15 protein-coding genes are annotated in these 13,364 nt (G+C 62.3%); 11 read left to right on the plus strand and 4 right to left on the minus strand.

Annotated elements, in window-relative coordinates; translation table 11 throughout:
* Positions 1-23 precede the first annotated feature (23 nt).
* The 11 genes from bchL (at position 24) to LOKVESSMR4R_RS17980 (ending at position 9,113) form a co-directional block, all read left to right on the plus strand.
* Positions 24-920 (plus strand): ferredoxin:protochlorophyllide reductase (ATP-dependent) iron-sulfur ATP-binding protein, encoded by an 897-nt coding sequence (gene bchL / locus LOKVESSMR4R_RS17930; protein ID WP_007206350.1) that lies wholly within the window; start codon positions 24-26, stop codon positions 918-920.
* Complete coding sequence (bchM, locus tag LOKVESSMR4R_RS17935) at positions 920-1,612, plus strand: magnesium protoporphyrin IX methyltransferase (RefSeq protein ID WP_087211609.1); 693 nt, start codon at positions 920-922, stop codon at positions 1,610-1,612. The genes bchL and bchM overlap by 1 nt, the downstream gene beginning before the upstream one ends.
* Entirely contained in the window at positions 1,609-3,039 is a 1,431-nt protein-coding gene (locus LOKVESSMR4R_RS17940; protein WP_087211612.1) for a PucC family protein, read from the plus strand. The genes bchM and LOKVESSMR4R_RS17940 overlap by 4 nt, the downstream gene beginning before the upstream one ends.
* A gap of 18 nt (positions 3,040-3,057) precedes the next feature.
* Complete coding sequence (gene puhA / locus LOKVESSMR4R_RS17945; protein ID WP_087211615.1) at positions 3,058-3,831, plus strand: photosynthetic reaction center subunit H; 774 nt, start codon at positions 3,058-3,060, stop codon at positions 3,829-3,831.
* A gap of 55 nt (positions 3,832-3,886) precedes the next feature.
* The gene (gene puhB / locus LOKVESSMR4R_RS17950) at positions 3,887-4,528 is read left to right on the plus strand and encodes a photosynthetic complex putative assembly protein PuhB (protein ID WP_087211619.1); all 642 of its coding nucleotides are present in this window, start codon (positions 3,887-3,889) and stop codon (positions 4,526-4,528) included.
* Positions 4,529-4,533: 5 nt separating this feature from the next.
* Positions 4,534-4,992 carry a photosynthetic complex assembly protein PuhC gene (puhC, locus tag LOKVESSMR4R_RS17955; protein WP_087211622.1) on the plus strand — a complete coding sequence of 153 codons (459 nt, stop codon included), beginning with the start codon at positions 4,534-4,536 and terminating at the stop codon, positions 4,990-4,992.
* A gap of 51 nt (positions 4,993-5,043) precedes the next feature.
* Entirely contained in the window at positions 5,044-5,340 is a 297-nt protein-coding gene (locus LOKVESSMR4R_RS17960) for a hypothetical protein (RefSeq protein ID WP_204248696.1), read from the plus strand.
* Entirely contained in the window at positions 5,337-6,455 is a 1,119-nt protein-coding gene (gene acsF / locus LOKVESSMR4R_RS17965) for a magnesium-protoporphyrin IX monomethyl ester (oxidative) cyclase (protein WP_087211627.1), read from the plus strand. Before LOKVESSMR4R_RS17960 ends, acsF begins: the two co-directional genes overlap by 4 nt.
* A gap of 82 nt (positions 6,456-6,537) precedes the next feature.
* Positions 6,538-7,335 carry a putative photosynthetic complex assembly protein PuhE gene (gene puhE / locus LOKVESSMR4R_RS17970; protein WP_087211630.1) on the plus strand — a complete coding sequence of 266 codons (798 nt, stop codon included), beginning with the start codon at positions 6,538-6,540 and terminating at the stop codon, positions 7,333-7,335.
* Positions 7,336-7,340: 5 nt separating this feature from the next.
* Complete coding sequence (hemA, locus tag LOKVESSMR4R_RS17975; RefSeq protein ID WP_087211633.1) at positions 7,341-8,558, plus strand: 5-aminolevulinate synthase; 1,218 nt, start codon at positions 7,341-7,343, stop codon at positions 8,556-8,558.
* Positions 8,559-8,669: 111 nt separating this feature from the next.
* The gene (locus tag LOKVESSMR4R_RS17980) at positions 8,670-9,113 is read left to right on the plus strand and encodes a c-type cytochrome (RefSeq protein WP_087211636.1); all 444 of its coding nucleotides are present in this window, start codon (positions 8,670-8,672) and stop codon (positions 9,111-9,113) included.
* A gap of 72 nt (positions 9,114-9,185) precedes the next feature.
* Here the strand turns inward: LOKVESSMR4R_RS17980 and bchO are convergent, their stop codons facing one another.
* Genes bchO through crtA form a run of 4 tightly spaced genes read right to left on the minus strand, consistent with a single transcriptional unit; the run spans position 9,186 to position 13,363 of the window.
* Positions 9,186-10,022, minus strand: a complete 837-nt coding sequence (bchO, locus tag LOKVESSMR4R_RS17985) for an alpha/beta fold hydrolase BchO (protein WP_087211641.1) — start codon at positions 10,020-10,022, stop codon at positions 9,186-9,188.
* Positions 10,022-11,632 carry a magnesium chelatase subunit D gene (locus tag LOKVESSMR4R_RS17990; protein ID WP_237331970.1) on the minus strand — a complete coding sequence of 537 codons (1,611 nt, stop codon included), beginning with the start codon at positions 11,630-11,632 and terminating at the stop codon, positions 10,022-10,024. Before LOKVESSMR4R_RS17990 ends, bchO begins: the two co-directional genes overlap by 1 nt.
* Before the next feature lie 28 nt (positions 11,633-11,660).
* Positions 11,661-12,665, minus strand: a complete 1,005-nt coding sequence (gene bchI, locus LOKVESSMR4R_RS17995; RefSeq protein WP_087211648.1) for a magnesium chelatase ATPase subunit I — start codon at positions 12,663-12,665, stop codon at positions 11,661-11,663.
* Positions 12,662-13,363, minus strand: a complete 702-nt coding sequence (gene crtA / locus LOKVESSMR4R_RS18000) for a spheroidene monooxygenase (protein WP_087211651.1) — start codon at positions 13,361-13,363, stop codon at positions 12,662-12,664. The genes bchI and crtA overlap by 4 nt, the downstream gene beginning before the upstream one ends.
* Between the last annotated feature and the right edge of the window lies 1 nt (position 13,364).

Below are 13,364 nucleotides of genomic sequence, written 5' to 3' on the forward strand. Positions count from 1 at the left end.
AATGTAACGGAAAGGAGGCTCTCATGAGCCCCAGAGACGAAATCCCCAACCTGCGCGGTCAAGATGGCGAAGGATCGGTGCAGGTCCATCAGGATGATGATACCAAGATCGAAGGCGCAAAGGTCTTTGCGGTCTATGGCAAAGGCGGCATCGGCAAATCGACAACTTCGTCGAACCTGTCGGCGGCCTTTTCCAAGCTGGGCAAGCGCGTGCTGCAAATCGGCTGCGACCCCAAACATGACAGCACGTTTACCCTGACCGGCACGTTGGTCCCGACCGTGATCGATATCCTCAAAGAGGTCGATTTCCACGCCGAAGAACTGCGCCCCGAAGATTTCATCTTTGAAGGTTATAATGGCGTCAAATGTGTCGAGGCTGGCGGCCCCCCCGCCGGCACCGGTTGCGGCGGTTATGTCGTTGGCCAGACGGTGAAACTGCTCAAGCAGCATCACCTGCTGGAAGACACCGATGTCGTGATCTTTGACGTTTTGGGCGATGTGGTCTGCGGTGGTTTTGCGGCACCCCTGCAACATGCCGACCGCGCGCTGATCGTCACCGCCAATGATTTCGACAGCATCTATGCGATGAACCGGATCATTGCCGCCGTGCAGGCGAAATCGGCAAACTATAAGGTGCGTCTGGCAGGCTGCGTCGCCAACCGGTCCAAGGCTACCGACGAGGTGGACCGCTATTGCGCCACCGTCGGGTTCAACCGGATCGCGCATATGCCCGATCTGGATGCGATCCGCCGCAGCCGCCTGAAAAAGAAAACCCTGTTCGAAATGCCCGATGACCAAGACGTGGTCATGGTGCGTGCCGAATATATCCGCCTTGCCGAAACGCTGTGGAACGGGACCGAGGCGCTGGCACCCGCACCGCTGCCTGATCGTGAAATCTTTGAATTGCTTGGGTTTGATTGATGACGCAATACGCCGCCACCCGTGACCGGGTCGAACATTACTTCGACCGCACCGCGACCAAGGTCTGGGAACGGTTGACGTCCGACGCGCCGGTGTCGGGCGTGCGCGCGACCGTGCGCGCGGGCCGCGACCGGATGCGCGCGCTGATGCTGGCGCAATTGCCGGGTGATCTGCGCGGCGCGCGGATCTTGGATGCGGGCTGCGGCACCGGGGCGATGGCGGTGGAACTGGCGCAGCGCGGCGCCGATGTGGTGGCGGTCGATATATCCCCTGCGCTGGTCGAGATCGGGGCCAAGCGGATGCCCGCCGGCCTGCCCGGCACGATCACCTGGGTCGCGGGCGATATGCTGGATGCGACCACCGGCGCGTTCGACCACGCATTGGCGATGGATTCGCTGATCTATTACACCGCCCCCGATATTGCCGCGCTGCTGGATCGGGCATCGCCACGGATCAACGGCAAATTCGTCTTTACCCTTGCCCCGCGCACACCTGCGCTGATGCTGATGTGGCGGGCGGGCAAGCTGTTCCCCGCCGGGGACCGCAGCCCCGTGATGATCCCGCATACGACCGCAGGCGTCGCCGATGCCTTGCGCAAGGCGGGGATCAAAGGCGCGCTGCGCGATGTCGAGCGGGTCAAATCGGGGTTCTATATCTCGAATGCCCTGGTCTTTGAAAGGGCGCGCAGATGATTTTCAAAGCGTCATCACTCAAGCGGATTTCTGTCAACCTCTTGCCGTTCAGCGATGCGGTCAGCGATGACCTGCCGCTGCGCCAATTGTTGCGGCTGTCGCTGTTTCAGGTCTCGGTCGGGATGGCGGCGGTGATGCTGCTGGGCACGCTGAACCGGGTGATGATCGTGGAATTGAACATCGCCTCTACCCTTGTGGCGATGATGATCGCGATCCCGGTACTGGTGGCCCCGTTCCGTGCGCTGGTGGGGTTCAAATCGGATAATTACCGCTCTGCCATTGGATGGAAGCGGATACCCTATCTGTGGTTCGGGACGATGTGGCAATTCGGCGGTCTGGCGATCATGCCGATGGCGCTGTTGGTGCTGTCGGGCGACCGGGCGCTGGATATCCCCTGGGCGGGCTATGTCGGTGCGGGGCTGGCGTTTCTGCTGACCGGGATCGGGATGCATATGACGCAGACCGCCGGTCTGGCGCTGGCCGCCGACCGCGCGACCGAGCAAACACGGCCCAAGGTCGTCGCCCTGCTATATGTCATGAACCTTGTGGGCATGGCGGTAGCGGCCATCATCATCGGTGCGCTGCTGCGTGATTACAGCGCCTTGCGGCTGGTGCAGGTCGTGCAGGGCACGGCCGTTGTGACGCTGCTTTTGAACCTGATTGCCTTGTGGAAACAGGAACGCGTCGCGCCGATGACCAAGGCGCAGCGCGCGGCCCCCGGCCCCACTTTCCGCGAAGCCTGGCACGATCTGGCCAAGGGCGGCGATGCGGGGCGGCTGCTGGCGGTGGTGTTCCTTGGGACGATGGCGTTCAACATGCAGGATGTGCTGCTGGAACCTTACGGCGGCGAAATCCTTGGCCTGTCGGTATCGGCAACCACGCTGCTGACCGCGATGTGGGCCTGCGGCGCGCTGATCGGTTTCGCCGTGGCGGCCCGCTGGCTGGCGCGCGGCGATGATCCGTTCCGCATGTGCGCGCGCGGCTTGCTGGCGGGTGTCGTCGCCTTCTGCGCGGTGATTTTCGCGGCCCCAATCGGGTCGTCTTTGCTGTTCTATCTGGGCGCAGGGCTGATCGGCTTCGGGTCGGGCCTTTTCGGCGTGTCCACGCTGACCGCCGCCATGACCATGCCGACCATCGGTCGCGCCGGTCGGGGCCTTGCCCTTGGTGCCTGGGGGGCTGCGCAAGCCACCGGTGCGGGGCTGTCCATCTTTATCGGGGGCACTTTGCGTGACCTTGTAAACCACGCCGCTGGGAACGGCATCTTGGGAGAGGCGCTCGCCACGCCTGCCACGGGGTATTCGGTGGTCTATCACACCGAAATCGCCCTTTTGTTCATCACATTGATCGTGCTGGGGCCGCTTGTGCGGCTGCGGGCGATAACACAACGGGGGTCTGCCAAGCTGGAATTGGCCGATTTCCCGACCTGATCCCGAAAGGACCACAACATGGTTGGAACTACATTCTTTGGCAACTTCGATCTGGCGAGCGCAGCAATCTGGCTTTTCTGGATCTTCTTTGCAGGGCTGATCTATTACCTGCAAACCGAAAACATGCGCGAAGGCTATCCGCTTCTGGACGAAGAAGGAAAGCCAGCCCCGAACCAGGGTCCGTTCCCGGTCCCGTCCGACAAGACGTTCCATCTGCGCGATGGGCGCGGTGAACTGGCCCTGCCAAGCGGGCAGCGCGGTGATCGTGACGATCTGGCGCTGGCGCAATCGTCGCGCGCGGCGGGGTCGCCCTATATTCCGACCGGCGATCCGATGCTGGATGGCGTCGGTCCGGCGTCCTGGGCGCCACGGCGTGACGCGCCAGAGCTGGATGCGCATGGCCATGTCAAGATCAAGCCGATGTCGCAACTGCCCGATTTCATCCTCTCTGCAGGCACCGATCCGCGCGGCAAGGTCGTCGTCGGCGGTGATGGCGAGGTTGTGGGCCGTGTGACCGATATGTGGGTGGATGTGCCGGAATCGCTGGTGCGTTTCCTGACCGTCGATCTGAACCCCGAAGGCAGCGGCAAGACCCGGCTGATCCCGATCAACATGGCCCGGATCAAGGGCGATCGCGTCGTTGTCCGGTCGCTTTACGCGCATAATTGGGAGGGCGTTCCCGTGACCAAGTTACCGGATGTCGTCACCCTTCTCGAGGAAGAAAAGATCATGGGCTATTACGCCGGCGGGACGCTTTATGCCTCTGCCGACCGTCTAGAGCCGCAAGTCTGAACCGCTACTGACCCCGGCTCGCCACCGGGGTCCGCCAACCCAAGGGAACACGACCATGAGCCATGACGATTTCGCAGTAGAACCGATCCCCGGCCTGCCCGAACAGCTGCCTGCCGATGAATATATCATCTGGCAAGGATCGCCCGACCACAAAGCGCTGGCGCGCGAAGCCTTGTCGCTGCGCTGGGTTGCGGGCTATTTCGCGCTGCTGACAATATGGCGCATCGGCGCGTCTTCGGCCGATTATCCGATGCAGATCGCGGTGATGCATGGCTTGCCATTCGTCATCAGCGGCCTGATTGCCTGCGGGCTGCTGTATCTGGTCGCCTATGTGCAGGCGCGCGCCACGATCTATACGCTGACCAACAAGCGCGTTGCGATGCGGATCGGCGCGGCGCTGACCATGACGCTGAACCTGCCCTATACATGGATCGGCACGGCGAAACTGGACCTGCGCCCCAAAGGCACCGGCACGCTGGCCTTCGAGCTGATCGGCGACAGCCGCGTATCCTATCTGATGACATGGCCGCATATCCGGCCTTGGCACATGACCCGCACCCAGCCTGCGCTGCGCTGCATCCCCGATGCCGCCAATGTGGCCAAACTGTTTGCCGAGGCTGCGGAAACCCGCATTGCCGCGCCGCAGGTCACCCGTGTCACATCTGAAACCGGCGCTTCTGCCGTTGCAGCGGAGTAAAGATCATGGCCCATTCGCCCAATACGATGAAACATCCCGAAAAGATCCTCGTGCCGCCTTTCGTGGCGCGGGCGATGTTCGCGCTGATGATCGCCGCCGTCGGTCTGGTCGCCTATGCCAAGATCACCGACAAGCCGCTGGTTGCCGTGGTGCAGCAGGCCCCGGTTGTGCAAACCGTCGATGTCATCATCACCGGCAACAAAAGTGGGATCTATACGGTCACCGGTATCGATGGCACCCTGCTGGCACGGTCATCTGACGATATGGCGGGTTTTCTGGGCGTCATGGGCCGCGTGATCGACCGCGAACGCGTGGTAAACGGCATATCGGGCACGCCGCCCGTGCAGGTTTTGCGCCGCGACAATGGCAATATCGCTATCCTTGACCCAAGCACCGGGATGGCGACGGAATTGATCGGCTATGGTGCCGATAACGTGGCAGCCTTTGCCAAGCTGCTGGATTGAAACCGCGGGCAGGCTAGCCCCCTGCGCGCAAGGATGTGAAAGGGAACTCACATGGGACTATTTTTAAGAGAGACGGAAACCGCGCCTTGCACGGTGACCATTTCGCACCGGTTCGAGGAATTGTCGGCGCATGTCCGGCTGGACAATGGTGCCGTGATCTATCCGGGCGATACCGTGCAGGTGCAGGGGCCGGAAATCATGGCCGCCTTTGGGGAATTGATCGAGGAACAGCGCACCGCGATCATCACGCGCGCGTCCAAGCTCGAACAGCTCTGGACCCGCGCGACGGGTGATTTCGAATTCATGGAATTGTGCGAATTTTCCTTTAGCGACGAGGTGCTGTCATGAACATGCATTCATCCAATGCCGCCACCGCCGAAGAAGCGATTGCCGCGCAAGAGGCCCTGCCGCCCCTGACCAATGAAGAGGCGACCAAGGTCGCGATGTCGAACACGCTGCTGACGCCGCGGTTCTATACCACCGATTTCGCCGAAATGGACGCGATCGACGTGACCCCCGTGCGCGAAGATTGGGACGTGCTGATCGCCCAGATGAAGGCCGACCCCAACAAGGGCCATTTTCGCAAGAACGAAGATTGGGACCATGTCGATTGGGACGGGATGGAACCCAAGCTGAAGGCGGAGTTCATCGATTTCCTGATCTCAAGCTGCACCGCCGAATTTTCCGGCTGTGTGCTGTATAAGGAAATGAAACGCCGCGGATCGAACAAGGACATCACCGAACTGTTCCAGCTGATGGCCCGTGACGAGGCCCGCCACGCCGGTTTCATCAACGACGCCCTGCGCGAGGCCGGGATCGCCGTGAACCTTGGCTTTCTGACACAGGCCAAGAAATACACCTATTTCCGGCCCAAATTCATCTATTACGCGACCTATCTGTCCGAAAAGATCGGCTATGCGCGCTATATCACGATCTATCGCCATCTCGAGGCGCATCCCGAACACCGGTTCCACCCGATTTTCAAATGGTTCCGCGAATGGTGCAATGACGAGTTTTCCCATGGCGAGGCCTTTGCCCTGCTGTTGAAAACCGACCCCGCGCTGACGCAAAGCCGGATGAACAAGCTCTGGATCAAGTTTTTCCTGACGGCGGTGTTTTCGACCATGTGGGTGCGCGACCACCAGCGCCCCGAATTCCACAAGGCGCTGGGCGTTGATCCGGCGTGGTACGGGCAGGAAGTGTTCCGCAAGACATCGGATATTTCACGGCAGGTGTTCCCGATGGTGCTGGATATCGACCATCCCCGCTGGATCCCCGCGCTGAACCGGATGCAGGACGCCAATGTGCAGATCGCACAGGGGCGCAAGCAGGGCGGTATCGGCGGTTGGGTCAAACGCATGACGGGATCGGCCAAGGCCGGTTTTGCCTTTGTGTCCTTGCTGACCATTCCCGCCGTCAAAAGCGACGTGCCCGAAAGCCCGCTGATGGCACCGGCCTATTGATGGGGGGGGCGGTTTTCATCCTGAAAACCGGTGGAGGCGCTGCCTCCACACCTCCGGGATATTTATGCTCGGAAGATGAAACATGACTGGCGCTGCGATAGCCATCATCGCGGCGATTTTCCTGTGGTGGTTTTCCACCGGGGTGATCCTGCTGGCCGTGCGCCGCGCGGATCAGAGCGGGCGGCATCTGCAAACCGTTGTCGCCGGGCTGCCATTGCTGGTGGTGGGCCTGTGGGCTGTCGGTGTTTCGCTGATGCGCGCGGATGTGGCGGGGGTCTATCTGGGATTCCTGGGCGCGCTGGCGATCTGGGGCTGGATCGAGCTTGCGTTTCTGGCGGGTGTTGTCGCCGGCCCGATGCGCGATGATTGTCCGCCGGGGCTGTCAGGCAAGCCGCGGTTCTTTCGTGCCTTTGCGACAGTGGCGCATCACGAATTGCTGCTGACCTTGGGTTTGTTGGGGCTGGTTCTGGTCTCTGGCGGGGCGGAAAACCAGATGGCGCTGGCGACCTATCTGATCCTTTACCTCGCGCGGATCTTTGCCAAGCTGAACCTGTTTTTCGGCGTGCCGCGGATCAATCTGGAATTCGTGCCGCGCCGCCTGTCCCATCTGAAAAGCTATTTCCGGCGCGGCCCGGTGACCTTTGCCTTTCCCCTGGCCATCACGGCGCTGACCGCCCTGTTGGCCATCTGCACCGAGCGGCTGTGGTTTGCCGGATCGGATGTGACCATCGTGGGCTACGGCCTGCTGACGACATTGGCAGCGCTTGCGCTGTTGGAACATTGGCTGATGGTCATTCCATTGCCGGATGCGAAACTCTGGCGCTGGATGTTGCCCCAACAACACCCACTGCCCAAAACGATGCCCAAAGAAGAAAGATAAGACCGATGGATTTTGACGCCCTTTTCAATGCGCAGCTGGATCAATTGAAAGCCGATGGCAATTACCGCTATTTCGCGGAATTGGAACGCCAATGCGGCAAGTTTCCCCGCGCGGCCAACCATGCCGCCGATGGGGCCGTGCGCGATGTGACGGTCTGGTGTTCCAATGATTACCTTGGCATGGGCCAGCACCCTGCCGTGATCGGCGCGATGTGTGAAGCGGTCCAGCGCACCGGAACCGGATCGGGCGGCACCCGCAATATCAGCGGCACCAATCATGATCACCTGTTGCTGGAACGCGAATTGGCCGATCTGCATGGCAAGCAATCGGCTTTGCTGTTCACCTCGGGCTATGTGTCGAATTGGGCGGCGCTGTCGACCTTGGGCAGCCGTTTGGAAAACTGCGTGATCCTGTCGGATGCGGGCAACCATGCGTCCATGATCGAGGGTATCCGCCATTCGCGTGCGCAAAAGGTGATCTGGAAGCACAATGATTACCATGATCTGGAAATGAAGCTGCGCGCCTTGCCCGCCGATGTCCCCAAGATCGTGGCCTTCGAAAGCGTCTATTCCATGGATGGCGATATCGCGCCCATTCGCCAGATCGTCGAGGTCTGCGAAAAATACGGCGCCATGACCTATCTGGACGAGGTCCATGCCGTCGGCATGTATGGCCCGCGCGGTGGCGGGGTCAGCGAACGCGAAGGTCTGGCCGATCGCATCACCTTGATCGAGGGCACATTGGGCAAGGCTTATGGCGTTGTCGGCGGCTATATCACCGGATCGGCGGCGCTATGCGATTTCATCCGCAGCTTTGCCTCGGGGTTCATCTTTACCACCGCGTTGCCGCCGGCCATTGCTGCCGCCGCGCGTGCATCCATTGCCTATCTCAAAGAATCCCAGATGGAACGCGCCCGCCAGCGCCGCCAGGTCGCCCGGCTGCGCGCCGCGCTTGACCGTGCGGGCATTCCGCATATGCTCAATGACAGCCATATCGTGCCGGTGCTGATCAAGGACCCGGTCAAGACCCGGATGCTGGCCGATTACCTGATGCGCGAATGGGATATCTATGTGCAGCCGATCAATTACCCGACCGTGCCCAAGGGCACCGAAAGGCTGCGCTTTACCCCATCACCGCTGCATTCGGATGAGGATATCGACCATCTGGTCACCGCGCTGCGCGTTTTGTGGAAACAATGCGCATTGGCGCATGCCGTTGCCTGAATGCTAGGCCACTTCTTTTCCTGCGCGGGGCTGGACCGTTGCACAGGATGCACTACAGTAAGAATTGACTGGGGCAACGGTCACAGAATCAGATCGAAAAGGAAGACGATCATGAAGAAATTTACACTCGCTGCGGCGCTTGCCATTCTGGCGGCACCAGCATTTGCACAAGATCTCGCGCCGACAATCGGCGATGCCGCGAATGGTGAAGAACAGTTCAACCGTCAATGCGTGGCCTGCCATATCGTGGCAGATGCCGATGGCAATGTTCTGGCAGGGCGCAATTCGCGCACGGGTCCGAACCAATATGGCCTGGTTGGCCGTGCGCTGGGCTCGGTCGAAGATTTCAACTACAGCGATGGGCTGGTCGCGCTGGGCGAGGCTGGCGAAGTCTGGAACGAAGAAAACTTTGTCGGCTATGTGCAGGACCCGACCGGCTGGCTGCGCGAAAAGCTGGAAGATCGCCGCGCCCGCGGCAAGATGGCCTATCAGGTGCGCTCCGAACAGGACGCCTATGATCTCTATGCCTATCTGGCGACATTCTCTGACATGTAAGCAATGGGCGGCGCGGGAACGCGCTGTTTCGCTGTGATCGAAGGGCTGTCAGGGAAACCTGTCAGCCCTTTTTCATTGCTCGGTGATCAGCTTTGCGATCAGGGCTGCGTTTTCTTCATGCGCCAGATGGCCCAGCTGCGCCAATTCGGTCAGGCGCGCCTGTGGCAGACGGGCGGCGGCGTCCCGGCTGACCGATGGCGGCACGGTCTTGTCATTCAACCCGCTGATCAGATGCACCGGGGCGCTGATCTGCGGCAGGCGCGCCAGCAAACCATCCAGCGACCATTGCGCCATCATTGACAGGGTCCCGTCGATATGGCTGCGGTCGCCCAGCAGGCGGTAATAAAGCGCGAGCCCGTCATCATCCAGCTTTGACCCTGTCCCCCTGATCAGGTTGCGGATCGTATTGCGGTTGCTGGTCACCGTCACGATGCTGGCGCTAAAGGGCGTCGCGGCCAGCGCCTTGGCCATGATCGGGAACAGCAAACCCGCAACGCCTTTGAAATTGCTCAGCGCGGCGTTGATCAGCACGATTTCGGCGGGCCGCAGCCCCAATTCCCAAAGCCGCAGGGCAATCGCGCCGCCTGCCGAATGGCCCAGGATGATCGCGGGATCCCAGCCTTGGGCATGGCAGAGCGACAAGATATCCTCGGCCATGTGATCCAGCCCGCAGCGTTGCCGCGCGCCCATCTGGGTGAACCCCTGACCGGGCAGGTCGATGGCGACGACATGATGGGTTTGCATCAGGATCGGAAAAAGATGCCGGAAACTTTGCGTCGCCCCGCCTGCGCCATGGATCAGCAGGATCAGCGGGCCGCTGCCGGCCTCTTGCACATGCCAGCGATGCGGGCGGTGCAGGATCTGGCGGGAATGGTCTGACAGCGGCCAGTCGCGCGGGGGCCAGCGCATCAGTCGCCCAAGGCGGTGGCGACGCTGGCCGATAGCCGCGCCGCATCGGCACGCGGCATGGGCAGATAGATCGCGCCCAAGCTTTGCGCCAAGGCCGCCAGCGCTGGTTCCGGCCGGTTGCCGGTGTCGATCACCAGCGCGTCGATCCCTTGCGCGCGCACCGCCTGCGCCATGCGCTGCGCATCGGCGGCGGCCTGCGGGCGGTTGCCTGCGCCATCCAATGCGATATTCGCGCGGCCGTCTGTCAGGATCACGATCGTCGGCGTCAGCCCTTTGCGTATGGCGGTGACGGCCTGGTCCAGTGCGGCCACGATCCCCGCCGCCAGCGGCGTGCCACCGCCCCCCGGCAAGGCGGCAAGGCGGCGTTTGGTCTGCACCAGCGACCGGGTGGGCGGCAGCAGCACCTCGGCCCCCGTTCCGCGAAACGCCACCAGCGCCACATGATCGCGCCGCGCATAGGCCTGCGCCAGCAGCAATTCGATCGCGCCTTTCGCCTCGGCCAGACGCGATAGCGCAGAAGACCCCGAGGCATCGACGGTGAAGACCAGCAGCCGGTCGGATTTTTCCTCGAACCGTTTGACGCGGATATCGGCGCTGCGCACTTGCAGGCTGTCGCGCCCTGTCGCCTGTTTGCGGATGCTTTGCCAAGGGGCTGCCGCGCGCAGGGTGGCGACAATATCGATCCGCGCGCCGTCCCCCAACCGCCCCGCGCGCGATGGCATCGGCCTGCCGCGCCGGTTGCCCTTGCGCGCAGCCCCTGACCCGCTGCCCTTGCCTTGGCGCGCCTTTTGCGCGGCGATCCGGTCCAGCAGGTCGTCAGGCAAGAGCGCCTTGATCGCATCCAGCAGCAATTCATCCGGCAGATCACGGATGTCGGTCTGGTCCTGATCCTCGGGATCATTCTGGTCGGGTTCGGGTGTGTCGTCGTCCTCTTCGCCGCCTGGCATCTGCGTGGCGCGATGGGCGAACACCAGCAGGCAGGCGATTTCCACATCATCGGCATCGACCAGCATTTTGCCCAGCAGCGCCGCATGCGCCTTGGCCGCGCGCAGGGCGAACAAGGGCGCGCGCAGGCTGTCGATGCCGAATTGCGCCGCGATCCGGGTCAGTTGTTCACACAGATCATCGGGGACAGCGACATGGCGCAGATGGGTGATCGCGGCGGCGGGGTCGAAAGCATCGGGCAGGATGGCCTCGGTCACGCTGACCTCTGACAGATCAGCAGCAAAGGCCAGCCGTTCCGCCAGTTTGGGGTTCAACGCCTCATCGGGTTCAGCGCCTTCATCCAGCGCGATCAGCCGGTGGGTGCTGCCCGCATCCAGCACCATGGCCAGCCGGGCGGCCAATTGCGTGGTTGCGCGTTCCGCCATGGTCAGGATCATTGTGCTAGGGCGCGATAACAGACCCTGTTCCTGCACAAACGCACCTGTTGCCAAGGTCGCGGACAGGTCCAGCCCGCCGAACAGCGCCTCGTCTGATATCGCGGGATGGATACGGTGCTGCGGCTGTGGCAACCAATGCAGCAAGCCCATCAGCCTGTCGCGCACCGGGCCGGACCTTGCGCGCAGGGCCATGCCCCCCAATGCGGGATCAACCGCCAGCAATTGCATCGCCAGAACGGCGCGGTGCCAGATCGCACTAGCCAAGGGTTTCTTCCACGATCCGCGCCACGCGGGTGCCGCTGCCCGCCTCGTCCAAAGGATCGCGGCGCAGGCGGTGGCGCAGGGCCATCGGCGCCATATCCTTGACATGCGCACGGGTCAGCGCGGTGTCATTGCGCCAGGCGGCATAGGCGCGGGCGGCCTTCAGCAGCGTCAGTTCACCGCGCAACCCGTCCGATCCCAGCGCAAGGCATAGCTCGGCCACGTCATGCAGCGTCTTTTCGGGCGTTTTCAGCCTTTTGAGTGTCTTTCTCGCCGTCAAGATCCGGTCGCGGATCGCGGCATCCTCGGCCTGCCAGCGCAGCATGAAAGCGGCATTGTCATTGTCAAATGCATCGCGGCGCTTGATCACCTCGACCCGCGTGGCGATATCCTTGGGCGAGGCCACCTCGACCGACAGACCAAACCGGTCGAGCAATTGCGGGCGCAATTCGCCTTCTTCGGGGTTGCCGGACCCGACCAGCACGAAACGCGCGGCATGGCGGATCGACAGACCTTCGCGTTCCACCACGTTTTCGCCCGATTGCGCCACGTCGAGCAGCAGATCGACGATGTGATCCTCCAGCAGGTTCACCTCGTCGATATAAAGATATCCCCGATTGGCCCGCGCCAGCAGACCGGGTTGAAACGCCTTCTCGCCTTTGGTCAGCGCCTTTTCGATATCGAGCGCGCCGGTGACGCGGTCTTCGGTCGCGCCAAGGGGCAAATCCACCACGGGGGTGGGCATTTCGGCCAGCTTTTTCGTCTCTAACACTGCCCAATCGGGTACATCACCGGGTTTGGCGCTGTTCACGGGACAGCCCTGCACGGCCTTGATCGGTGGCAGCAAAGCGGCCAGCGCGCGCACGGCGGTCGATTTGCCGGTGCCACGGTCGCCGAAGACCAGCACGCCGCCGATGGATGGGTCGATGGCGGTCAGGATCATGGCCTGTTTCATCTCGTCCTGACCGACGATGGCGGAAAAGGGGAAGGGCTGTTTCATGCGGCCTCTGGTCTGGCAAGGGGGGAGGTGCCGTTCCATGTGCCGGCATCGGAATGCACGGCGAAACGGGCATAGAGTTCTTCGGCAAACCAGCCTTCGTCACGCACGGCGCGGATCGCCTCGGCATGCGGGCCAGTGCGGGCAAAGGCGGCCATCGCGGATTCGGAGGGCCAGATCGAGAATGTGACCTGATGCAGCATCGGCACCTCGCCAATGCCGATCTTGAACATCACATTGCTATCCGCGCCGATCTTGGCGGAGATATTTGGCACCCGCCCCCAGAACCGCGCAAGTATGCGTGGCTTGATCGTCGCGCGGGTCAATGCCGCCAAGGGGCCGGGCGTGGCGGTGGCCGTGGGCGCGAAAGGTTGCTGGCCCGACCATTGCCCGCGGGCGGATTGGGTTTGCAAAAACACTGTCCAATGTTCCGCCGCGCGGCCCCTGTAGCGGGCGAAAATGCCGCTGCTGCTGCGCGCCTTGGCGGTCGCGATATCGGGCCACGTCGCAAGGATCGCATAGACGGCGGTATTGGGAACAGGCGTGAACCCTTCGCCGGTGCCAGAGCCGCAGAGCTTCCAGAACCCGATGTCGGGCGTGCGGGCCAGCGGCAACCGCGCGCCGCCCATCATCACCAGCGCCCAGACCCGCGCCAATGGCCCGGCAAAGCGGAAAAACGACAAGGTGACGATCTGGGTCAAG

Source organism: Yoonia vestfoldensis, assembly GCF_002158905.1.
In the GTDB taxonomy this organism is placed as follows: Bacteria; Pseudomonadota; Alphaproteobacteria; order Rhodobacterales; family Rhodobacteraceae; genus Yoonia; species Yoonia vestfoldensis_B.

Excerpts from the sequence above, each read along its gene's own strand:
- bchO (WP_087211641.1), bottom strand. The coding sequence starts at position 10,022 with ATGCGCTGGCCCCCGCGCGACTGGCCGCTGTCAGACCATTCCCGCCAG.
- bchL (WP_007206350.1), top strand. The coding sequence starts at position 24 with ATGAGCCCCAGAGACGAAATCCCCAACCTGCGCGGTCAAGATGGCGAA.
- LOKVESSMR4R_RS17940 (WP_087211612.1), top strand. The coding sequence starts at position 1,609 with ATGATTTTCAAAGCGTCATCACTCAAGCGGATTTCTGTCAACCTCTTG.
- hemA (WP_087211633.1), top strand. The coding sequence starts at position 7,341 with ATGGATTTTGACGCCCTTTTCAATGCGCAGCTGGATCAATTGAAAGCC.
- puhB (WP_087211619.1), top strand. The coding sequence starts at position 3,887 with ATGAGCCATGACGATTTCGCAGTAGAACCGATCCCCGGCCTGCCCGAA.
- puhC (WP_087211622.1), top strand. The coding sequence starts at position 4,534 with ATGGCCCATTCGCCCAATACGATGAAACATCCCGAAAAGATCCTCGTG.
- bchM (WP_087211609.1), top strand. The coding sequence starts at position 920 with ATGACGCAATACGCCGCCACCCGTGACCGGGTCGAACATTACTTCGAC.
- LOKVESSMR4R_RS17980 (WP_087211636.1), top strand. The coding sequence starts at position 8,670 with ATGAAGAAATTTACACTCGCTGCGGCGCTTGCCATTCTGGCGGCACCA.
- LOKVESSMR4R_RS17990 (WP_237331970.1), bottom strand. The coding sequence starts at position 11,632 with ATGCAATTGCTGGCGGTTGATCCCGCATTGGGGGGCATGGCCCTGCGC.
- puhE (WP_087211630.1), top strand. The coding sequence starts at position 6,538 with ATGACTGGCGCTGCGATAGCCATCATCGCGGCGATTTTCCTGTGGTGG.
- LOKVESSMR4R_RS17960 (WP_204248696.1), top strand. The coding sequence starts at position 5,044 with ATGGGACTATTTTTAAGAGAGACGGAAACCGCGCCTTGCACGGTGACC.
- acsF (WP_087211627.1), top strand. The coding sequence starts at position 5,337 with ATGAACATGCATTCATCCAATGCCGCCACCGCCGAAGAAGCGATTGCC.
- bchI (WP_087211648.1), bottom strand. The coding sequence starts at position 12,665 with ATGAAACAGCCCTTCCCCTTTTCCGCCATCGTCGGTCAGGACGAGATG.
- puhA (WP_087211615.1), top strand. The coding sequence starts at position 3,058 with ATGGTTGGAACTACATTCTTTGGCAACTTCGATCTGGCGAGCGCAGCA.